This is a genomic window from Hydrogenobaculum acidophilum, from assembly GCF_054656715.1.
Map to the genome: position 1 here is coordinate 1 of NZ_BAAHXP010000012.1, position 21,914 is coordinate 21,914.

Here is a 21,914-nt window from a genome sequence, read left to right on the forward strand (position 1 = left end):
CAAACCTACCCCCTATGTATAAATTAGATCTATTTACAATCTTTCCTAAATGTGAAAACGTAGAAAGAGCATTGTTGGCATTGGTATATAAGCTTTTATCGTTAACAAGCTTACCAAGAGTACCTTGACCTGTATTTATCTTGGCAAGTATTTGATTTAATTCATCAGAGCTTTGTTTTAGGCTTTTAGAAAGCTCAGCAAAATTCTCTACAGAAGAGTGAATGCCATTTTGATTTTCAACCACAAGTGTATTTAGATTTTGAGAAAGTGTATTTAAATTAGCCATTAAAACTGGGGTTTGCTCTTTTAGTGTAGAAGAAAGAGCTTTCAAGTTTTCCACCAGCGTTCTTATATCTTCTTTGTTTTGTCCTGTTATTTGGGCTAGGTTTTTAGCAGTTCTATCTATATCAGCTATAGTTTGGGGAAGCGTAAGATTAAGTTGATAAGTGAGCATATCTAAATTTGATATAGTTTGCCTTAGCGTATCTTGATTTTGAGCTATCATAGTATTTAGGTTTTTAGTAAGAGCATCAAGGTTTTGTATGATACCTTCTATTTGGTCTCTGTTTTGAGATATTATACTAGCTAAGTTTGAAGCTACTACAGAAAAGTTTTTAGCTGTATCGTTCAAATTTTTGATAAGGGATTCGGTATCCGAAGATACTCCAATGTTTTCTATCATACTATTTGGCGGAAGTTCACCGTATATAGAATGCCCTTCTTCTACAGATATGTATTTATCCCCCATAAGACCGAGAGTACCTATTGACACTTCAGCATCTTTGTATATGGGAATATCTTTTTTTATAGAAAAAACCACTAAAACTTTGCCATTTTGAAAACTTATCTTTTCAACCCTTCCAGCCTTAACGCCATTTACTCTTACCTCAGCCCCTACACTAAGACCATGCACATCATCAAGTAGAGCTTCGTATGTATTTGATTTTTCAAAAAAATATCTTATGCCACTAAAGCTTATTGCCATGAAAGCAAAAGCTATTGCACTTACAAGAAGAAATAAGCCAAGCCTAAAATACTTAGAATTCACAACTATATTATACTAAAAATTGGTTCTCTAGTCATTTTAAAAATTTAAGCTTTAACAACATTGGTTGGCTGATTTTTTATAAAAGCAGCTATATTTTCAAGGGTAGTGTTTAATATTCTCTGAAGCCCTTCTTTTGTATTGTAGGCGTTGTGAGGAGTTATGATGACATTTGGATGTTTAAGAAGATAGCTTATCTCTAAAGCTTTTTTTAGGGTTTCTGCCGATAAATTTTCATCCCACAGAAGGTGTTCTTCCATTACTATCTCTTCGGACTCAAAGGTATCTATGGCAGCGCCAGATAAAATTTTTTGCTTTAGACCGTATATTATGCTTTCAGTTTCAACTACTTTACCCCTTGAAGTATTCACTATAAAGCTTCCTTGTTTGAAGAGCTTAATGTTTTCCATATTTATAAGATGATGAGTTGATGGTAAATAAGGCACATGCAAAGTAACAAAATCTGATGTAGATAAAAGCTCCTCAAAATCAACATATTTTACACCAGCGTCCAAAAGAGTTTGATTTGGCTTAGCATCGTAACACACTACATTCATACCAAAACATTTTGAAAGCAAAGCAGTCCTTGTACCTATTCTACCAGTACCAATTACTCCGACGGTTTTACCGGCTAGTTCAATACCTCTTAAGCTGGATGTTTTGTATACACCTTTTTCTACATTGTCTATAGTCTCCCTTAGTTTTCTCGCCAAAGCTAGCATAAGCATTATAGTATATTCAGAAACGCTTTCCTCACCATAGGATGGGACGTTGCAAACCAATATTCTTTTAGAGTTAGCGTAAGCTACATCTATATGGTCAAAGCCTGTGGAGCGAGTAACTATAAGCTTCAATTCAGGTAGCTTATCTATTACCTCTTTGGTAATTTTGGAATATATAAAAATGCTTAAAATTTCTACATCATCTGGAATATCCACTTTGTCTATGGTTTCATTTGAAAAACAAACAAGTTCCAAATCGTTTTCTTCTATAAATTTTTCAATGTATGGCATTTCCCAGCCCTCTAATTCACAAAAAGCAATCTTCATAAATCCTCCTTTTTATACTAGTATAACACAAACAATATTAAATTTTTGTTAAAAATCAAAGGATTTTAATATATTAGATAACTGACCTGTCAAATCAAGTACATACTCTATGGCCTCTCTTAAAGCACCATCACCACCTTGTTTTTTTGTTATATACTTACAAAAGCTTTTTACAAAAGGATGAGCGTTAGAAGGGGCAAAGCTAAAACCAACTCGTTTTAAAACCGGTATATCAACCACATCATCACCAATATAACAAATATCTTCATCTGTCAACGATAAATCGGCTTTTATATTGTTGTAAATCTCAAGCTTGTAATGATTTCCAGTATAAATTATCTCTATATCAAGTTCTTTTAGCCTATTCAAAAGTGCCTCAGAGTGTCTTCCAGAGATAACACCAAATTTTATACCAGCACTTTGAAGAAGCTTAATGCCAAGCCCATCCATAACGTTGAAGGCTTTTATCTCTTCTCCATTTTTTGTATAATAAAGCTTTCCGTCTGTTAAAACACCGTCTATGTCTGATAAAAAGAGTTTTGGGATTTTCATATTAAAAGCTCAAAAAAGACCAGCAACCTTTTTTAGTTCATTTATCTCGTCTCTTATCTTGGCAGCTTTCTCAAACTCCCACTTCTTTGATGCTTCCCACATCATCTTTTCTAATTTGTTTAAGCGTTCTATCAAATCCTTTTCAGTCTTTATGCCTTTTGGTATAGCATCTGGCACTTTTACATAGTCAAGGTCTTCTATACTAAGAAGCTCTTTTACTGGTTTTACAATAGACTTTGGTGTTATGCCATGCTCTTCGTTGTAGCGCTTTTGAATTTCCCGTCTTCTATTGGTCTCATCTATAGCTCTTTTCATAGATTCCGTAATACGATCAGCGTAAAGTATAGCTTTACCATTTACATTTCTTGCAACTCTTCCTATAGTTTGAATAAGGGACGTGGTACTTCTTAAAAATCCTTCTTTATCAGCTTCTAATATAGCCACCAACGAAACCTCAGGCATATCTATACCCTCTCTCAATAGGTTTACACCAACTATCACATCTATAGAGCCTTCTCGTAGTTCTTTGATAGCTTTTGCTCTTTCTATGGCATCTAAATCAGAATGAAGATACCTAGCTTTTATTCTGCGCTCTATAAGGTAATCTGCCACATCTTCAGAAAGTCTTTTGGTGGTAGTCAAAACTATGGCTCTTTCATTTCTAGATTTTACCTTTAAAATCTCTCTTATTAAATCTTCCAACTGATTTACGGTGGGTCTTATTTCTACCTCAGGGTCCAAAAGACCTGTAGGTCTTACTATTTGCTCTACTATAACACCTTTTGAATACTCAATTTCCCACTCCCCCGGTGTTGCTGATACAAATATCACTCTGTTTATCTTTCTTAAAAACTCTTCAAACTTAAGAGGTCTATTATCCAAAGCGGCAGGAAGCCTCCAACCATAATCCACAAGTTTCTGTTTTCTTGATATATCGCCGTTGTACATGCCTCTAACCTGTGGTATAGTAACATGTGATTCATCCACTATTAAAAGAAAATCTTCAGGCATATAATCTAACAGTGTAAAAGGGGGTTCTCCTTCTTTTCTACCATCAAAATACCTAGAGTAATTTTCTATACCCTTGCAATGCCCAAGCTCCTTTATCATCTCTATATCGTACATTGTCCTTTGCCATAGCCTTTGAGCTTCAACTTCCTTTCCTTGGGATTTAAAGTAATTTATCCTTTCTCTTAAATCTTGCTCTATTTTTCCTATGGCTTCCATAAGGGCTGGCTTTGGCGCTACGTAGTGAGTGGCTGGAAATAAAACTGTGTAATCTACTTCTCTTAAGGTGTGTCTATTCAACAAATCTAGTTCTTTGATAGATTCTATCTCGTTGTCCCAAAACTCTATGCGTATTACGATGTCATCTGCATGAGAAGGCACTATTTCAATAGAATCTCCACCCCTTACGGAAAAGGTTCCTCTTTTAAAGGAAAAGTCGTTTCTTTCATAACCTATTTCTACAAGCTGGCGTGATAGTTTGAGTGGGTCTAATTTTTGTCCTTTTAAAAGCTGAATACGCATATTAACATAATGTTCTGGTGAGCCTAAACCGTATATACAAGATACTGAAGCCACCACTATGGTATCAGCCCTTTCAATAACAGACTTTGTCGCGCTGTGACGGTATTTATCCAATATATCGTTTATAGAAGAATCTTTTTCTATATATAGGTCTTTTTCTGGTATATAAGCCTCTGGCTGATAATAATCATAGTATGATATAAAATATTCCACTGCGTTGTTTGGGAAAAGCTCTTTAAACTCTCTATAAAGCTGAGCAGCTAGAGTTTTGTTATGGGCTAGTATAAGGGTTGGTTTCTTATAATTCGCTATTACATTTGCTATTGTAAAAGTTTTGCCAGTTCCAGTAGCTCCAAGCAACACCTGTGCTTTAGCACCAGCCTCAAAGTTAGACAAAAGTTCCTCAATAGCTTTAGGCTGATCACCGGCAGGTTTTAAACTTGTTTTTAGCTGAAAAAAGCTCATAAACTTAGAATATAAATATAAACTTCACCATATCAATGATTTACATTTTAACATAGTTTTTGGCTTATAATATAAAAATGGATGACAAAGACAACTTAGCAAAAAGTTTTGGTGAAAACGCACATCATTATAGAATAAGCAACGTATTTTCTAACGAAGATGATCTTGCTAGAATGATAAATATCATTAATCCAAACAAAACCGATTTAGCCATAGATATAGCAACTGGCTCCGGACATACTGCTATAGCGTTATCAACCTACGTAAAAGAAGTTATAGCGATAGATGTTGTAGAAAATATGTTAAACCAAGCTGCTATATTAATTCAAGAAAGAAAAACCAAAAACATAAGTCTTTTAAAAATGGATGTCCACTCTTTAAAATTTGAAGATGCATATTTTGATATTGCAACATGTAGGTTTGCCCCTCATCATTTTTACGATATAAACAAAGCTTTAAAAGAAATTTATAGAGTTTTAAAACAAAGCGGCAAGCTATACATATTAGACTGCTCAGTATTAAATTTAGAAGAAGCTAAAAGTATTATAAACCACATAGAAAGGTTGAGAGACCCTTCCCATATAAAATCTTACTCTTTGGAAGAATGGAAAAGTATGCTTGAAAATCAAGGGTTTCATATAGAATACACAAGAACCATAAAAACAAAATATATGTTACCAGAGTGGTTTGATAGGATGAATACATCTGAGCAAAATAGAAAACACATCTTTGACATATTAGAAAATATGCCAAAACACCTTAAAGAACTTTATGATTTTAATGAAAAGTATATAACTACTTATTATGTTGAATTATTAGCTATAAAACAAGCGTAAAAGCAATACTTAAGCATGAAAACATAAAATATGGTATAATATCAAGACTAATTAAAGGAGGTGATGTCTTGAGTAACAAACTTGTTGAACTAGCTGAAAAAGCTAAAGAAAAAGGCGGTGTTAAGCTATATAAGAAAAACATAGAAATGGTTTTATCTGGGCTTTTGGTAGCTGGAAACTTTTGGAGCATAGTAGACTACGCCGACCTACCAGTACCGGCAGCCGCTGGTATCATAAACACACTTTTAGAAGAAGGCTACGTTTTTATAGATCAAAATCAAGATATAATACTTACTCAAAAAGGCTATGACCTTATAAAGGAATACAACATACACCCAAGAAAAGAATACAAGTGCCAAGCTTGCGAAGGCAGAGGCATACCTTTCTATCTGGACATAGAACTTTACAGGGCATTTTTACAAGAGACCAAAAATAGACCAAAGGCAATCCAAGATTACGACCAAGGTTCTGTAACGCCAGAGACCACAGTTAGTAGGGTTTTATTTATAGACTCAAGAGGAGATTTACAGGGTAAAGACATAGTAGTCATGGGAGCAGAAGACGATTTAACAGGACTTGCTATAGCTCTATCAAGGAAAGCAAACTCTGTAACTATAATAGATATAGACAAGCGTTCTATAGACTTTGACAACGAAATATTTGAAAGACTTGGTATAAAAAATGCAAAAGCCTTCGTATGGGATTTGAGAAAACCTCTTCCAGAGGAAATGCTTGGTAAATTTGATGTGTTCATCACAGATCCACCAGAAACAATAGCCGCTTTTAGCGCTTTTATAAAAAGAGGTATCTCGCTCTTGAAAGATGAAGGTGCAGTAGGATATTTCGGATTGACCCTAAGAGATTCTTCTATATATAGATGGAGAGAGTTTCAAAAAATATTAACCGGAGAAATAGGAGTAGCCATAACAGATATAATACAAGATTTTAACAACTATATCACATGGGATTATCACAAAGAAACAAAAGCATATGAGTTAGCACCTGTAAAAAAAGATCCAGATGGTATATGGTATCGTTCCGCTTGGTATAGGATAGAGGCGTTGCCTGGTTTTTCAAGATGGAACGGTATTATATCCGATGAAGATCTTTACTTAGATGAAGAAGGTTCCACCACATAATATGGACATTACAGCAGTTATACTTTGCGGTGGGTCTGGCACAAGGCTATGGCCCCTCTCTCGCTCCAATTACCCAAAACAGTTTTTGAAGCTTTTCTCAAAATATTCTTTATTTCAAGAGACTATTTTAAGAATTAAAGATATTACAAATAATATAATAATAATCACTTCAGATAACTATTATTGGATAGCAGAAAATAATTTAGAGGAAATTGGGATAGAGGCTAGCATAATAATAGAACCGATACCAAAAAATACAGCTCCTGCAATAGCATTAGCCACATATCATGCAGAAGAAAACACTAGCCTACTTATATTACCATCAGACCATAAGCTGGAAAACAAAGACCGTTTTGAAGATTTTGTAAGAAAAACCTACCCATATACAAAAAACTATATAATAACCTTTGGCATAAAGCCTACCTATCCAGAAACAGGATATGGATACATAAAAATAGGAGATACCGTATCAGAAGACATATACAAAATAGATAAATTTGTAGAAAAACCAAGCAAGGACGTAGCAGAAAAATACATAAATTCTGGAGAGTATCTTTGGAATAGCGGTATGTTTTTTGCTAGTAAAGAGCTTTTGATAGAAGAGTTTAAAAAAATAGATACCCCTTTATACGAGATATCTATAAAAGGCGGTTTAGAGAGCTTCCAAAAAGCAAAAGCAAACTCTTTTGATTATGCGATAATGGAGCATACAACAAAAGGTGCATGTGCAAAACTAGACATCAAATGGTCTGATGTAGGCTCATGGATATCTGTATATGAAGAGCTTCAAAAAGATCAAAACGACAACGCCTTAGTAGGAGATAACTCTATAGCGCTAAACTCACACAACAACCTTATAATATCAAATAAAAGACTTGTGGGGGCAATAGGTCTTCAAAATCTTATAATAGTGGACACAGAAGATGCCACTTTGATTGCAGATAAAAACAACTCTCAAGATGTAAAAAAATTTGTAGATATACTAAAAGCTAAAAACGATAAAAGAGCGGAAGAATCTTTAATTGCGTATAAGCCATACGGGTATTATATGCTTTTAGAAGAAGGCAAAAATTTCAAAATAAGGAAGCTATTGTTAAAACCTAAAAAACACATATCAAAGCAGATGCATCATCATAGAACAGAGCACTGGATAATATTAAGAGGCACTGCAAAAGTTATAATAGGCGATAAACAGCACTTTTTTCACGAAAACGAAAGCTTCTTTGTACCAAAGTCCACTTGGCACTACATAGAAAATCCAGGTATCATAGATTTAGAGATGCTAGAAGTCCAAAGCGGCGAATACTTAGAAGAAGATGACACCATAAGAGAAGATGTTTTTTGAGATAAACAGCGCTGGTTTACTTGGTATTGAAGGCATAAAAATTACCGTGGAATTAGATATTTCAAACGGTTTACCTAGCTTTAGCATCGTGGGTCTTCCAGATGTTGCCATAAAAGAATCCAAAGAAAGGGTAAGATCAAGCCTTGTAAACAGAGGATTTGGTTTTCCACCAAAAAGAATTACTGTAAACTTATCACCTTCTAATATAAGAAAACAAGGCACATTTTATGATTTACCAATAGCCATAGGTATACTTTGCTATCTAGGGGTCGTCAAAAAAGACAATATAAAAGACTTTGCCTTCTTAGGAGAGCTATCTTTAGAAGGTGTTATAAAACCAATCAACGGTATATTGCCAATGGTTTTGGCTCTTGAAGAAATAGGAATAAAGAACATAGTAGTACCATTAGAAAACGCTCAAGAAGTATCATTTTTAAAACATATAAGCGTATACTCTCCAAAAGACATTGAAGAACTTGTCAACTTTATAAACAAAGACAAAGTTTTACCTCCTATAAAGCATCAAGAACAAAATATTAAAGAAGAGTATCTTGATATGATAGATGTTATAGGCCAAAATATGGCAAAAAAAGCATGTGCTATAGCAGCAGCTGGTTTTCATAACATACTCTTTATAGGACCTCCTGGTAGCGGAAAATCTATGCTAGCTAAAAGACTACCAAGCATTATGCCCCCCTTGGATGATGCAGAGTCTTTAGAAGTATCAAAAATATATAGCGTAGCGGGTCTTTTAAAAAATTCCCTTATAAAGCAAAGACCTTTTGCCGCACCACACAGAAGCGCTTCGGAGGCATCTTTAATAGGCGGTGGGACTATACCAAAACCAGGCGCTGTATCGTTGGCTCATAAGGGCGTATTATTTTTAGATGAGATGCCTGAGTTTAATATAAAAACTTTAGAAGCCCTAAGACAGCCATTAGAAGATAGAGAAGTAAATATATCAAGAGTTCATGGTAGCGTTAAATTTCCCGCGTCCTTTCTACTAGTAGGTGCTATGAACCCTTGCCCTTGCGGGTATTATAAGAGCAATCTAAAAGCTTGCAAATGTTCACCTCATCAAATAAAACAATACCAGTCTAAAATCTCAGGACCTTTGCTTGATAGGATAGATTTGTTTGTTAGTGTAGAGGCTTTAAAAGAAGAAGAGCTTATTGCAAGAAAAAAGACTATATCCTCTCAAGAGTTAAAAGATATGGTGTTTAATGCTTTCAACATAGCAAAAGAGCGCTTTAAGAACTCAAAAACAAGATTTAATTCAGAGATGACAGAAGAAGAAATAGACAAATTCTGTATCCTAGATGAGCATGCTAAAAAACTTCTATCAAACGCTATATCAAACCTAAACCTTACAGGGAGGTCTTATGCTAGACTTTTAAAGGTATCCAGAACTATAGCAGATATGAACGAATCTACATATATAAAACCAGAGCACATAAGTTTAGCGCTTCAGTTTAGACCGAACGCCAGCGGTATCATTCTCTAATGAAAAACTTTATTAGAATATTTTCACTGATTATCATAGATTTAATAGCCTTTTACATTTCACTCTTCTTAGCCTTTATTTCAAGAAAAATTTTAGGAAAACTCCTTATAAAAAATATCATATTTAACTTTAGCTTTTTCCATTTTATATCTTTTTGGTGGATACCTATAGTATTCTTATTTTTTATATGGTATCAAAAGCTTTATACTAAAAGATATACTTATTGGTTTGAAGTAAAAGAAATATTAAAAGCCGTTTTCTTGTCTGGTATCTTTGTATTTGCTGTATTATCCCTTAGCAAGATGTCCCTTGAAATGTCTAGGCTTACTTTGATACTTCTTTGTTTTTACGCTGTTTTTACAATATCTATTTTAAGGTATTTTGGTAAAAAACTACTAAACCATATTAACATCTGGAAAAGTCCAGTGGTTATAATAGGAGCTGGTTCTTCTGGCAAAAGCGTAGCAAAAGGTATTTTAGAAGACGAGCATCTAGGATACTATGTTAGAGGATTTTTAGACGATTTTAAAAAAGGATTCATAGAAATAAACAATATAAAAATACCCATTATAGGGACCAAAGAAGATATAAAAAATCTTAAAGATATAGAAGCTGCTATAATATCCATACCATCTTTAAACAACGAAGAGCTATCTCACCTAGTAAATACAACACATAGATATATAAGGCAGGTGTTTGTAGTACCAGACTTGAAAGGTATAGGTCTTTTAAATAGCGAGCTTTATCATCTATTCAAAGAACAGCTTTTCTTGATAAAAATCACCAACAATCTGGAATCTAGGATAAATAAAGCTACAAAAATGATTTTTGATATAACAGTGGCAGCGCTGCTTCTTCCAATACTACTTTTTATAATAGCTGCATTTTCAATACTGATAAAACTTGACAGTGAAGGACCAGTTTTCTTTGTACAAGAAAGACTTGGAGAAAACGGTAAGATATTTAAATGTATAAAATTTAGGACTATGTATATAAATAACGAAGAAATCTTAAGGCAATTTTTACAACAAAACAAAGAAGCACTTTTAGAATGGCAGACTTTCAAAAAACTAAAAAAAGACGATCCAAGAATTACAAGAATAGGTAAAATATTAAGAAAAACATCTCTAGACGAGCTTCCACAGATATTTAACGTATTAAAGGGAGAGATGAGTTTAGTAGGACCAAGGCCATATTTGCCTTCCGAAGAAAAAGATATGGGAGATTATAAAGACTATATACTACTAACCAGGCCTGGTATTACCGGTTTGTGGCAAGTAAGCGGTAGGAATGAGCTTTCTTTTGAAGAAAGGTTAAAGCTAGATACTTGGTATGTACTAAATTGGTCTTTATGGCTTGACATCATAATACTCTTTAAAACTATAAAAGTAGTTTTCAAAAAAGAAGGAGCTTATTAGGTTTATTGTATAATGAAACTATGAAGATTTGTAAAGATGTAGATTGCATTAAACATTTTGTTAAAAGCCAAAAACAAAACCTAAAAACCATTGGGTATGTACCTACTATGGGATACCTTCACGAAGGACACTTGTCTTTGGTAAGGGCTGCCAAAAAAACATGCGACAATGTAGTAGTAAGCATATTTGTAAATCCAAAACAATTTGGTCCAAGCGAAGATTACAACAGATATCCAAGAGACTTAGAAAGGGATTTGAAGCTTTTAGAAAAAGAAAAAGTAGACATAGTTTTTACACCAGAAGTAGAAACGATATATCCAGAAGGTTTTTCTACCACTATAAACATAGGACCTTTGGCAAATGTATTAGAAGGTGTCTTTAGACCAGGGCACTTTGACGGCGTATGTACAGTGGTTGCAAAATTTTTTAACATAGTAAATCCAGATAAAGCATTTTTCGGTGAAAAAGACTATCAACAGTTAAAAATTGTTGAAAAACTTGTAAAAGATTTAAACTTTGATGTAGAAATAATCCCTGTGCCAACAAAAAGAGAGAAAGATGGTTTGGCTATGAGCTCCAGAAACACTTACCTAAGAAAAGAAGACAGAAAAAGAGCTAGCACTATCTACAAATTTTTATTAAAAGCCAAAGAAATCTTTGAAAGCGGTGTAAAAGATTCAGATAAAATTATAGAACAAGCTAAAGAGGTTTTAGATGTGGATAGTATAGATTACATTAAAGTAGTAGACAAAGATACGCTGGAGGAAAAGAAAGTGGTAAGCAAGTATGATAGAATACTTATAGCTGTGAAAATAGGAAACACTAGACTTATAGACAACATAGAGATTTGACATGAGTATATTTGATTTTTTTAGAAAAAAAGAAAAAAAAGAAAACCTTTGGACAAAGTGTGATGAGTGTAAAAACATACTTCTAGCCCAAGAGTTAGAAACAAACTTCTATGTATGTCCAAAATGTGGGCATCACCATCAGATGAACCCTTATTCGTGGGCTAACATGATACTCGATTACAACTACAGTGTTTTATTTGAATATATAAAACCTACAGATTTTTTATCCTTTAAAGATACAAAAAAATACAAAGATAGATTAAAAACGTTAAAAGAAAGTTCTAACACCTCTGAGGCTATTACAATATTTGATGGAAAGCTATCAGATTATCCTATCATACTTAGCGTTATGGATTTTAGCTTCATAGGCGGTAGCATGGGTTCTGTGGTGGGTGAAAGGTTTAAGCTAGCCTCTTTAAAAGCGGTTCAAGACAAAAAACCGCATATAAGCATTATAACCTCAGGCGGTGCAAGAATGCAAGAAAGCGTAATATCCTTAATGCAAATGGCGAAAACTTCTATTGCAGTAGACATCATGCATAAAAATTATATACCCTTTATAACGGTGCTTACAAACCCTACTACAGGCGGAGTATCAGCTTCTTTTGCTTTTTTAGGAGATGTTATCATAGCAGAACCAAAAGCCATAATAGGCTTCGCAGGAGCAAGGGTCATAGAGCAGACTATAAAACAACAGTTACCAGAAGACTTCCAAACATCAGAGTTTCTTCTTAAAAAAGGTATGGTAGATTTGGTAGTGCATAGACATTTAATAAAGCAAACATTGAAAAATATCTTAAGTTTATTATTTTATAAGAATGCTTGATGTGTTAGATTATATAAAGAAAGATAGCTCTTTTGAGCATCTTACACACACTATTTTATATGGAAAGGATGTGTATTTTATTCAATATTTTGAACAACTTATAAAACAGAAATACGATACTAAAACCTATTGGGCAGATGAATTAGACTATGATAACTTCAAAAATATAGTCTCTTCAAAGAGTATATTCAATAAAAAATCTGTTGTTATTATAAAAAATTTTACTGAACTTTTAAGCAAGTTAAAGAAAGAAAACCTTGATTTTCTAAAAAAAACCAAAAACATTCTTATATTGGAAGAATACGAGGATTTGTCGGAAAAAGATATAAAGAATTTAAAGAACATCTTAGGAGATATAAATATCTTAACTTCCAAACAAAAAAAACCAGATTACCTAAAAAGCCTAATACAAAAAAAGTTTAAAAAAGAAGGTATAGAACTAAAGCAAGATATAATAGATAGCATTATAAACACAATAGGAACAGATTCTTTAAATCTAAAAAACGAAACAGATAAACTTATACTCTTAGCAAAGTCTATGCCTATTACAAAAGATATCTTGTCAAAAGCTATGATAAAAGAACCAAAAGATGAGGCTTTTTCTATTGTGGATGCTCTTATAAACCAAGATATAAAAAGAGCTTTATCTATATTCTACGATACAATCAAGCTTGGCCAACATCCTCTTTTGACTCTTGGGTTTATACAAAAACAATTTACCAACATGTATTTAGCTTTTAAAATAAACAAAAGCTTTGATGAAACCTGCAAAATCTTAGGCATAAACCATCCTTTCCAAAAAAATATATTGGCAAAACAATTAAAAACTATTAGAAAGGATAAGTTATTTAACATTATAAAGCTTTTACAAAAAGCTGATATGGATATAAAATACTATTTTCAAGACCCCGCTGAAGTGGTAGAGAAGCTTATAATAGATGTTGGTATAATGCTAAAAATATGAGGGTAAATGCCGATACAAAAAGCATGGAAACGCTTATAAAAGAGATAAAAGATGCGCTCAAAAGGCCTTTTGAATATCAAAACATATCATCAAAGCTTCAAGAACTTGTGTCCATCATTGAAAAATCATCAGAAGAATCTACCCTAAAACACATGGACGATCTCATATATATATCTACTCTTATATTAGAACTGAACAACATAGTAAATGGACTCATATCAGAAACTTTAAATTATATAAAGTCTAAAGGATTTTCAGCGAGGGCTTGAGTATGGGGTTTGGTTCATACGATTTAGTTACAAACGCTCTAAACATATTTAAGCAAGCTATAGATATTACTTCTCAAAATATAACAAACGCTAGCAACTCAAATTATGCACAAGAAGTACCTATTATCCAAGATACATATCCAGTAGGTGTAAGTTTACAGGATATAAAAAGAATTCAAAACCTTTATTTTTTTCAGCTTTTACAAAATAAAAGTTCTAGCTTAGACTATTACAACACGAGACTTCAATACAACAAGCAAGTGCAAAACATATTTAACGTAGTGGGTCCAAACTCTTCTTCCACTTCTTACGATGATGCTTTTTTTAGTGCTTTCACGCAGCTTTTTACAGATACTTCAAATATAGGATATCAAAATCAAGTCCTTACTACTGCAAGCAATTTTGCTCAAAATCTGAATTCAAACGCTTCCACTATAAATAACTTAGCATACCAAGTACCAACAAGCTCTTTGCAGTACCTAAATCAAATAAATACACTTATAAAAAATTTAGCCAACCTCAACCAACAAATAACTACCTCTTACGCTCTTACATATTCAAATGCCCATAATTATAAGGAGCTTTTAGACCAAAGAGACGCTTATATATCGGAGTTATCTAAACTTATAAGCGTAAACGTTCAAGAAGATTCTATTGGAAGAGTTCATATCGCAATCAACGGTGGCTTTACGCTTGTAGATGGGACAAATTATTGGAAACTTGCCTTAGGTAGCTCTGGTGATTCACCATACCAAACAATAGAGTGGTTGAACAACAACAATCAAGCTATAAATATTACAAATTATGTGCAAGGTGGCGAACTAAAAGCAATGATAGATTTTTCATATGATGTTAATACATATAAAGTTGAACAAGATAACGTAGCAGCCAACGCTATAATGAATACAAAAATACCAGTACAAAGTGGGTCTAACTATTATCTAGTGCAAAACCTCACAAGTACAGATTCTCCCATAGGAAATCAAGGAGAGGTTTGGAGTTTACCGCCAAACCATGTTTCTTCTACCGCAGCAACACTTTCATCACTAGGAGTATCCAACGGAAGCCTAACCCTTTACAGTGGTACCACCCCAAGCTACACAATAGCAAATTATGGTTCACTAAATTTAGTACAACTATCAAACTCAATAGATGCAAGCGGCATGTTTAATGCCAACATATCTTTAGACCCTTCCGGGAACTATTATTTGCAAATTGTACCTAATTACAGCAATACCACTGGTTCTTTCACAGGGGTTTACAATATAGTAGATTCTTCGTCAAATATAGTTTTTACAAGTGGTAGTGGACCTGCTGGTGTACTATCTTTCACTGATAATTCTAGTTCTGGGACTTATGCTCAGCTAAACTATACCGATATGTCTTTAGATCAGATTGTAAACGCTATAAACAACAACCCAAATCTTCAAGGTAAATACTACGCCAATATAGTCTCATCACCATTTATAGACATGCCTATAGGTCTTTCATCTTCCACAGATACCATATCACAGACAGGGGTATTGACATTTAGAAACAATACAACACCACTTTTTAGCATTACATATACAAATCAAAGCTTAGTTCAAATAGCAAATGAACTATCACAAATACCATCTGCAACGTTATTTAGCGCTAGTATCGTGAAAGAGCAAGATGGGTTATACCATCTTAGAATCCAAATAAAAAATCCAAACCAATACAATATAGTGGATAGTGGAAGTAGCTTTACAGGCTTATACTCTTTACATATAGCATCTTTAAATCAATCAAAATACGGCATAGCAGATTCTTACAACACTTACACATTTAGCAAAAATATTATAAGCAACACGGTATCGCTGTCTTCTTATGGAATAGGACAAAACGCTACGCTCACATTTTACAATGGAAATGTTGCTATATACTCTATAACAAACTATGGACAATACTCTCTAAATTCTTTGACATCTTTAATAGACTCAAACCCAGCTCTTATAGGCCTTTTCAGCGCTAGCGTTGTATCAAATCCAGATGGGACTTATTCTCTTGCTATAAGCTCCTCAAACCCGTCAAACTATACCGTAACAGATTCATCTTCAAACTTTCTAATGGGTGGTGGCAATATATATAAAAGCGAAATGGTTTTTGAAGGCATAGATGCCTCTAGCATATCTATAAACCCAAGTCTTGGCGCAATATTACAAAACGTGGATCCAAGCTCGGCTTCCAACTTTTCTTATTACTCCAACAGCTGGTGGGCGTCTTCAAAGAGTTTATATAAAACACTTATAGGTTCTGTTGCATCTACTGTGAACATTTTACAAACAAGTTATAGCAGCATGAGTTCTTTGGTAAATTCGATAAGCTCTCAAGTAGAACAAGTTCAAGGAGTATCTCTAGACCAACAATACATCACACTACAAAATCTGCAACAAGACTATCAAGCCTCTGCAAGCATAGTAGGAATATTGAACAACCTAATGCAAACCACTCTCAATATGGTAAATGGAGGATAAGCTATGGCAGGAGCTATACCAGATTTAAGCCTTTATAACTTTTACAAATCCCAAGACAACGTGGTACTCAACAACCTTCAAGATACAATAGAAGAAGCTTCCACAGGATATAAACTGTTAAATATAAGCGAAAATCCCGGAGACACCCAGCAAGTTATAAATTTAAAAAAAGAGATAGTGCTTTTATCAACATATTCACAGAATGCTTTTTCTGCTAGCAACGCACTAACTACTACAACATCTATATTAGGAAACCTCTACGATTATCTTCAAACAGTAAATACAAACGTTGTAGCAGCAGCAAACGAAGCCGCTTACAATTCAACTCAACTAATAAATATGGGTCAAAGCATCTATTCTGTGTTAGAGCTCACTTTATCAAAAGCAAACGAGAAATTTGGAAACGATTATTTATTTGGTGGTTCTTCATTGTCTATTCAACCTTTTAGCCCTAGCTTTTCTTATCAAGCCTCAACAACAGATTACTACACGCAGATTTCAAACTCTTACCAAGTGCCCACGTATCTAAACGGTCAAAACGTCTTTGGTCTAAATATACAAACCACCTCTACCTCATACAACTCTTACACACAAAGCTTTTCAGGAGCAGGAGAACTCATAATACACTATGGTACCAATGTATATCAGATAAATTACAACAATACGCCGTACGAATGGGATTGGAACGCCGGACTATCTTCTACGAATTCCAATTTAGGAATATCTGGTACTATCTCCCTAAGCATGGTAACAGCATCTTCCACAAATATTTACAATATCTCGTATTCGAGTACCGATACATTGGCTACTTTACTAAATAAAATATCTACATCTACTGGTGGAAATTTTAAGGCTTCTATACTACACAACATAGATAATACCTATGGTATAGAAATATCGCCATCCACAAACAACCTATCAGCCACCTATTCTTTAGTGGATAGCAACTCACTTTACACGTTAGACCAGACACCCTCTAATCTCTTGGAATTATCAAACTACATAAACAACGTATTTAGCGGTACGTTGCAAGCTTTTATAAGACAAAACTCAAATTCCACATTTTCTTTAGAGATAGCAGGTAAAGACGTAGCCAAACCTTTAAATATAGTAGATTTAAACCAATACGTATCTTCTTCTTTTAAACAAGAAAGTGTCTTTTCTGTATTAAAGCAAGCTGCCGATAGGTTAAGCTTGGGTCTTCCAACCATAGACAATGAGCTTGGGGCAAATATGGTAATCTCTTCCCAATCCTTTAACAGTCTTACTGCGCCAATTGGAGTAAATGGAACATTGGAAATAAGAATAAGCTCTAGCACCATACCGATAGACTATACTGCCAATATGAGCCTAATAGATGTAGCAAATCTCATCAATTTATCCTCAAGCGGTGCTGCTTACGCAGATTTTGTTAAAAATCAAAACGGTACTTATAGCTTAGAGATAAGCTCTATGCTGGCTTCTCAATCTCTTACAGCTACAGACATAGTAAATGGTGCATTCTCTCAATTTAATACAAGCCAAATACCAAATGGTAGTTATATATTTAATGTACAAAGAGCTATAGACCAAATATCTTATGCCAACGCCCAGGTAGGAAGCTATATTCAAAATATACAAACCCAAAACAACATCCTAACAAACACCACTACTGTAGCTACAAATGAACTTGCCAATTACCAAGATGCCAACGTAGCAAATGTATTGACAGATTATTCTCAATATCAGTTAGCATATCAATCTTTAATGGATTTGATAGCAAATCAGAAAAACCTCACTATCCTAAAATATATTTAATGGACATAGACAAAAAAGCACTTTTATCGTTGATATTGCTATCTTTTATATGGGGTTACAACTGGGTTTTAATGAAACAATCAATCCACTATATGCCAGAGCTTTACTTTGCTTTTTTTAGAAGCATTTTAGGCTCTTTTTTACTCTTTGGTATATTGGCTTTTAACAATAAAAGCCTCAAATTAAAACACATTAAATATGTAAGCATATTAGGGCTTTTACAAACTACGGGTTTTGTGGGACTTACTATATTGGCTCTTAAATTTGCAAAAGCTGGTAAAACAGCGATATTAGTTTATTCAATGCCTTTTTGGTTGGTGCTATTCTCCTGGAAAATCTTAAAAGAAATACCAGATAAAAGAGAAATAGTAAGCAACGTAGTAGCTTTCACAGGACTTTTTTTAGTTTTAGAACCCTGGAACACTATAACAGGTAAAGGTTTTTTAGGGGACGCACTAGCTATTTTGAGCGGCATCTCTTGGGCTTTTGCAGTAATATGGCAGAAAAAATATCGCAGTTTAACACTAGATATAGTGTCGTTAAACGCTTGGCAAATGCTAATAGGTAGTGTCGGAATTTTATTTTTTGCGGTAATGTTTGAAAAGTTTTATATAAAGTTATCTTATCTTCTATTATTTGGTATAGCATACAATGCGATTTTAGCAAACGCTTTGGCATGGGTTATCTGGAGTTATGCCATCAAAAGGCTTCCCTCTGGTTTTATGGGACTTACAATGCTAATTACACCTGTGATTGGAATGATAGCTTCTATGATTATATTAAAAGAGAAAATGGATGTTTATGAGATACTCGGTTCTTTCTTTATAGTTTTGGGGCTTTTAATAAACACATTGGACCATATAAGAAAAAGCCAACGTTAGCTCTGCTTTTTCTCCCATTCCCAAGCGGTTTTTACTATAAAATAAGGGTCGTCGTATTTTGGCTTCCAACCAAGAGTGCTTTTTATCTTATCAACGTTTGCAATAAGAACAGGCGGGTCCCCTGGTCTTCTGTCGTAATTATACACTGGAAAATCAACCCCTGTTACCTTTTTCACTATATCAACTATCTCTTTTACACTAAGCCCTTTTCCGTAACCGCAGTTAAAAATATCTGAATCAGCACCTTCTTCAAGATATTTCATAGCCTCAAAATGAGCATCCACAAGGTCTGATACATGTATGTAATCTCTTATGCAAGTGCCATCTTTTGTATTATAATTAGTGCCGTATATACCAAAATCTTTTATTTCACCTTTCGCAGCTTTTAAAGCTCTTAATATAAGATGTGTTGGTTTTTTGGAAATTTGGCCAAGTTCTCCATCTGGGTCTGCTCCAGCCACATTAAAGTATCTAAGTATCACATATTTCAAATCGCTAACTTTAGACACATCTTCTAAAGCTTTTTCAAAATTTGCCTTAGCTTGACCGTAAGGGTTAATGGGTTCTATAGAGTCTGTTTCTTTTACAGGCTTATCAGATTTTATACCGTAAACTGCCGCTGTTGATGAAAAAATAAAATTTCTCACCCCTGATTTTACAGCGTATTCTAAAAGCTTTAAACTGTTGCAAAAATTGTTTTCGTAATACTTTATAGGATTTTGTACGGATTCTTCCACAGCTATATAAGCTGCAAAATGAACTATAACATCTGGTTTAAACTCCTCAATGGCTCTAAAAGCTTCTTCGCTTTGTATATCAGCTTTTAAAAACTTGCCACCTTTTATAAACTCTTCATGACCAGTGGATAGGTTGTCTATCACCAGTACATCGTATCCTCTTTTAATGGCTTCTTTTAACATATGAGAGCCTATGTATCCAGCTCCGCCCGTTATAACTATTTTTTTCATTTATCAACATTCTTCCTCAAAAGATGCTATGATCCTTAATCTTCTTTCGTGACGTCCACCTTCAAAATGAGCTTCAAACCAAGCGTCCACTATAGACTTTGCCAATTCAACCCCTATTACCCTACCACCAAGGCATAAAATGTTTGCATTGTTGTCTTTTACACTCATCCTTGCCATATACTCATTTAGGCAAAGGGCTGCTCTTATACCTTTTATCTTGTTTGCACTTATAGACATACCAAGACCACTGCCGCATATTAGTATGCCCCTATCAGCTTTTTGGTTTTTAACATGAAGAGCCACTTCTTTAGCATATATAGGATAATCTGTGGATTCTTTAGAATGAGTGCCACAGTCTATTAGTTCATGGCCTTTTGATATTAAATATTCTTTTAAAGCTTCTTTTAAATCAAAACCAGCGTGGTCTGAACCTATAGCTATTTTCATAAACACTCTCTTATGAGTTTGTTTACAAGTTTTGGATTTGCTTTACCTTTAGTAAGCTTCATAACTTCACCCACTAAAAATCCTATAAGCTTTTCTTCACCGTTTTTTAACCTTTCTCTTTCTTGAGGATACTTTTCAAGGACACTTATCACCACCGCTTTTATTTCATCTTCGTTTGATATTTGCTTTAGGCCTTTTTCTTCTATGATGATATCTGGGTCTTTCTTTGTTAAAAGCATATCTTTTATGACTTCCTTAGCTATTTTAGTAGATATCACATCTTTTTTGATGAGTTCTACAAGCTTAGCAAGATGCTCTGGTGTTGTAGGAATTTCTTCTAGCTGGTTTTCATTCATAAATCCAAGTACATCGTTTAAAAGCCAATTGCTAAGAGATTTATATTCTTTGGTGTATTTTGTAGCTTCTTGGAAAAAGTCTCCAAGTTCCTTAAGATTTGTAAGCACTGAAGCCTCGTACCTTGAAAGTCCATAATCCCTTATAAATCTTTCTATGCGCTCATCTGGAAGCTCTGGCATATTATCTTTTATATTTTTCAAAAGCTCTTCGCTTACGATAAGAGGAAGCAAGTCTGGGTCTTTAAAATATCTGTAGTCTTCTGCCTCTTCTTTTGTTCTCATAACAAACGTTTTACCGCTTTGAGGATCAAAGCCCCTTGTTTCTTGCTCTACGGACTTTCCTTCTAAAAGAATAGCTTTTTGACGTTCTATCTCGTATTCTATGGCTTTTTGAACAAATTTAAAAGAGTTTACATTCTTTACCTCTACTCTGGTACCAAGCTCCTGGGAACCTTTTGGTCTTAAAGATACGTTTACATCGCATCTTAATTGACCTTTTTCCATATCTGCTTTTGAAACACCGGCGTATCTTACTATAGCTCGTAGTTTTTCTAAAAACTCTTTTGCTTCTTCGCTCGAGTTTATATCTGGCTCAGTTACTATCTCCATGAGAGGAGTACCTGCTCTATTTAAATCCACCAAAGAGCTATTTTCATAGTGGTTGTTTTTACCAGCGTCTTCTTCTAAATGAAGCCTTCTTATTCTTACTCTTTTATTTTCTAAAAGCACAAAACCATGTTCAGCTAAAGGTTTTTCGTATTGAGATATTTGATAACCTTTAGGTAAATCCGGATAAAAGTAATGCTTTCTTGCAAGGATGGATGTAAGATTTATAGTACAGTTTAAAGCTAACGATGTCCTTATACCATACTCCACGGCTCTTTTGTTAATAACTGGAAGGCTACCTGGCAATGCCATACATACTGGGCAAACGTTTGTGTTTGGTGGGGCATCGTATTCTATTTTGCAAGAACAAAACATCTTTGTTTTGGTATCCATGTGTACATGCACTTCTAATCCTATTACAGCTTCAAATTCCATAATTTTAACATTATAGCACAAAGTTTATAAGTATGAGTTCAGTATATCTTGATAAGCATGCCGCGCGCCAACACTTACACCAAAAAAATTATACCAAATTTTCATACTGTTACTCCAATCTCATAAACTTTAT

General features: G+C 34.1%; 19 protein-coding genes. 12 read left to right on the forward strand and 7 right to left on the reverse strand.

Translation table 11 applies throughout. The features are described 5' to 3' along the window. The 4 genes from ACYQZV_RS06700 to uvrB all read right to left on the reverse strand — a co-directional run. The coding region (locus ACYQZV_RS06700) for an MlaD family protein (RefSeq protein WP_459894215.1) at positions 1-1,048 on the reverse strand (1,048 nt) is incomplete at its 3' end. Between the two features lie 44 nt (positions 1,049-1,092). Then, entirely contained in the window at positions 1,093-2,094 is a 1,002-nt protein-coding gene (locus tag ACYQZV_RS06705) for a hydroxyacid dehydrogenase (RefSeq protein WP_459894217.1), read from the reverse strand. Positions 2,095-2,142: 48 nt separating this feature from the next. Further along, the gene (locus ACYQZV_RS06710; RefSeq protein ID WP_459894218.1) at positions 2,143-2,646 is read right to left on the reverse strand and encodes a KdsC family phosphatase; all 504 of its coding nucleotides are present in this window, start codon (positions 2,644-2,646) and stop codon (positions 2,143-2,145) included. A gap of 9 nt (positions 2,647-2,655) precedes the next feature. Then, positions 2,656-4,641 carry an excinuclease ABC subunit UvrB gene (gene uvrB, locus ACYQZV_RS06715; RefSeq protein ID WP_459894220.1) on the reverse strand — a complete coding sequence of 662 codons (1,986 nt, stop codon included), beginning with the start codon at positions 4,639-4,641 and terminating at the stop codon, positions 2,656-2,658. A gap of 77 nt (positions 4,642-4,718) precedes the next feature. Between uvrB and ACYQZV_RS06720 the strand changes: the two genes are divergently transcribed. The 12 genes from ACYQZV_RS06720 to ACYQZV_RS06775 all read left to right on the forward strand — a co-directional run bounded on the left by ACYQZV_RS06720 (position 4,719) and on the right by ACYQZV_RS06775 (position 18,969). Continuing rightward, a complete protein-coding gene (locus tag ACYQZV_RS06720; protein WP_459894221.1) occupies positions 4,719-5,477 on the forward strand; it encodes a class I SAM-dependent methyltransferase in 759 nt (252 codons plus the stop codon). A 68-nt stretch (positions 5,478-5,545) separates the two neighbouring features. Then, complete coding sequence (locus ACYQZV_RS06725; RefSeq protein WP_459894222.1) at positions 5,546-6,616, forward strand: bis-aminopropyl spermidine synthase family protein; 1,071 nt, start codon at positions 5,546-5,548, stop codon at positions 6,614-6,616. A 1-nt stretch (position 6,617) separates the two neighbouring features. Then, complete coding sequence (locus ACYQZV_RS06730) at positions 6,618-7,961, forward strand: mannose-1-phosphate guanylyltransferase/mannose-6-phosphate isomerase (protein ID WP_459894223.1); 1,344 nt, start codon at positions 6,618-6,620, stop codon at positions 7,959-7,961. Continuing rightward, positions 7,951-9,465 carry a YifB family Mg chelatase-like AAA ATPase gene (locus tag ACYQZV_RS06735; RefSeq protein WP_459894225.1) on the forward strand — a complete coding sequence of 505 codons (1,515 nt, stop codon included), beginning with the start codon at positions 7,951-7,953 and terminating at the stop codon, positions 9,463-9,465. The genes ACYQZV_RS06730 and ACYQZV_RS06735 overlap by 11 nt, the downstream gene beginning before the upstream one ends. Then, positions 9,465-10,883 (forward strand): undecaprenyl-phosphate galactose phosphotransferase WbaP, encoded by a 1,419-nt coding sequence (gene wbaP / locus ACYQZV_RS06740; RefSeq protein WP_459894227.1) that lies wholly within the window; start codon positions 9,465-9,467, stop codon positions 10,881-10,883. Before ACYQZV_RS06735 ends, wbaP begins: the two co-directional genes overlap by 1 nt. 20 nt (positions 10,884-10,903) lie before the next feature. Continuing rightward, positions 10,904-11,734: a pantoate--beta-alanine ligase gene (panC, locus tag ACYQZV_RS06745; RefSeq protein ID WP_459894229.1), complete on the forward strand. Its 831-nt coding sequence runs from the start codon at positions 10,904-10,906 to the stop codon at positions 11,732-11,734. Position 11,735: 1 nt separating this feature from the next. Further along, positions 11,736-12,560 (forward strand): acetyl-CoA carboxylase, carboxyltransferase subunit beta, encoded by an 825-nt coding sequence (gene accD / locus ACYQZV_RS06750; protein ID WP_459894231.1) that lies wholly within the window; start codon positions 11,736-11,738, stop codon positions 12,558-12,560. Continuing rightward, positions 12,553-13,524, forward strand: a complete 972-nt coding sequence (gene holA / locus ACYQZV_RS06755; RefSeq protein ID WP_459894233.1) for a DNA polymerase III subunit delta — start codon at positions 12,553-12,555, stop codon at positions 13,522-13,524. Before accD ends, holA begins: the two co-directional genes overlap by 8 nt. Next, positions 13,521-13,793: a hypothetical protein gene (locus tag ACYQZV_RS06760; RefSeq protein WP_459894235.1), complete on the forward strand. Its 273-nt coding sequence runs from the start codon at positions 13,521-13,523 to the stop codon at positions 13,791-13,793. Before holA ends, ACYQZV_RS06760 begins: the two co-directional genes overlap by 4 nt. A gap of 2 nt (positions 13,794-13,795) precedes the next feature. Continuing rightward, positions 13,796-16,291, forward strand: coding sequence for a FlgK family flagellar hook-associated protein (locus tag ACYQZV_RS06765; protein ID WP_459894236.1), 2,496 nt, complete (start codon positions 13,796-13,798; stop codon positions 16,289-16,291). A 3-nt stretch (positions 16,292-16,294) separates the two neighbouring features. After that, positions 16,295-18,088 (forward strand): flagellin N-terminal helical domain-containing protein, encoded by a 1,794-nt coding sequence (locus tag ACYQZV_RS06770; RefSeq protein ID WP_459894237.1) that lies wholly within the window; start codon positions 16,295-16,297, stop codon positions 18,086-18,088. Then, complete coding sequence (locus tag ACYQZV_RS06775) at positions 18,088-18,969, forward strand: DMT family transporter (protein ID WP_459894239.1); 882 nt, start codon at positions 18,088-18,090, stop codon at positions 18,967-18,969. The genes ACYQZV_RS06770 and ACYQZV_RS06775 overlap by 1 nt, the downstream gene beginning before the upstream one ends. On the opposite strand, the gene galE is transcribed toward ACYQZV_RS06775, so the two are convergent. Genes galE through gatB form a run of 3 tightly spaced genes read right to left on the reverse strand, consistent with a single transcriptional unit; the run spans position 18,966 to position 21,781 of the window. Continuing rightward, on the reverse strand, positions 18,966-19,937 hold the full coding sequence (galE, locus tag ACYQZV_RS06780; protein ID WP_459894241.1) for a UDP-glucose 4-epimerase GalE: 972 nt from the start codon (positions 19,935-19,937) through the stop codon (positions 18,966-18,968). The two genes, ACYQZV_RS06775 and galE, sit on opposite strands and share 4 nt — an antisense overlap. Positions 19,938-19,940: 3 nt before the next feature. Beyond that, complete coding sequence (rpiB, locus tag ACYQZV_RS06785) at positions 19,941-20,384, reverse strand: ribose 5-phosphate isomerase B (RefSeq protein WP_459894243.1); 444 nt, start codon at positions 20,382-20,384, stop codon at positions 19,941-19,943. Continuing rightward, positions 20,381-21,781, reverse strand: a complete 1,401-nt coding sequence (gene gatB / locus ACYQZV_RS06790) for an Asp-tRNA(Asn)/Glu-tRNA(Gln) amidotransferase subunit GatB (protein ID WP_459894245.1) — start codon at positions 21,779-21,781, stop codon at positions 20,381-20,383. Before gatB ends, rpiB begins: the two co-directional genes overlap by 4 nt. Positions 21,782-21,914 lie beyond the last annotated feature (133 nt).

Bases quoted from the DNA above. Each gene is read 5' to 3' on its own strand.
- ACYQZV_RS06705 (WP_459894217.1), bottom strand. From the start codon at position 2,094: ATGAAGATTGCTTTTTGTGAATTAGAGGGCTGGGAAATGCCATACATT.
- ACYQZV_RS06710 (WP_459894218.1), bottom strand. From the start codon at position 2,646: ATGAAAATCCCAAAACTCTTTTTATCAGACATAGACGGTGTTTTAACA.
- uvrB (WP_459894220.1), bottom strand. From the start codon at position 4,641: ATGAGCTTTTTTCAGCTAAAAACAAGTTTAAAACCTGCCGGTGATCAG.
- ACYQZV_RS06720 (WP_459894221.1), top strand. From the start codon at position 4,719: ATGGATGACAAAGACAACTTAGCAAAAAGTTTTGGTGAAAACGCACAT.
- ACYQZV_RS06730 (WP_459894223.1), top strand. From the start codon at position 6,618: ATGGACATTACAGCAGTTATACTTTGCGGTGGGTCTGGCACAAGGCTA.
- ACYQZV_RS06735 (WP_459894225.1), top strand. From the start codon at position 7,951: ATGTTTTTTGAGATAAACAGCGCTGGTTTACTTGGTATTGAAGGCATA.
- wbaP (WP_459894227.1), top strand. From the start codon at position 9,465: ATGAAAAACTTTATTAGAATATTTTCACTGATTATCATAGATTTAATA.
- panC (WP_459894229.1), top strand. From the start codon at position 10,904: ATGAAGATTTGTAAAGATGTAGATTGCATTAAACATTTTGTTAAAAGC.
- accD (WP_459894231.1), top strand. From the start codon at position 11,736: ATGAGTATATTTGATTTTTTTAGAAAAAAAGAAAAAAAAGAAAACCTT.
- holA (WP_459894233.1), top strand. From the start codon at position 12,553: ATGCTTGATGTGTTAGATTATATAAAGAAAGATAGCTCTTTTGAGCAT.
- ACYQZV_RS06760 (WP_459894235.1), top strand. From the start codon at position 13,521: ATGAGGGTAAATGCCGATACAAAAAGCATGGAAACGCTTATAAAAGAG.
- ACYQZV_RS06765 (WP_459894236.1), top strand. From the start codon at position 13,796: ATGGGGTTTGGTTCATACGATTTAGTTACAAACGCTCTAAACATATTT.
- ACYQZV_RS06770 (WP_459894237.1), top strand. From the start codon at position 16,295: ATGGCAGGAGCTATACCAGATTTAAGCCTTTATAACTTTTACAAATCC.
- ACYQZV_RS06775 (WP_459894239.1), top strand. From the start codon at position 18,088: ATGGACATAGACAAAAAAGCACTTTTATCGTTGATATTGCTATCTTTT.
- galE (WP_459894241.1), bottom strand. From the start codon at position 19,937: ATGAAAAAAATAGTTATAACGGGCGGAGCTGGATACATAGGCTCTCAT.
- rpiB (WP_459894243.1), bottom strand. From the start codon at position 20,384: ATGAAAATAGCTATAGGTTCAGACCACGCTGGTTTTGATTTAAAAGAA.
- gatB (WP_459894245.1), bottom strand. From the start codon at position 21,781: ATGGAATTTGAAGCTGTAATAGGATTAGAAGTGCATGTACACATGGAT.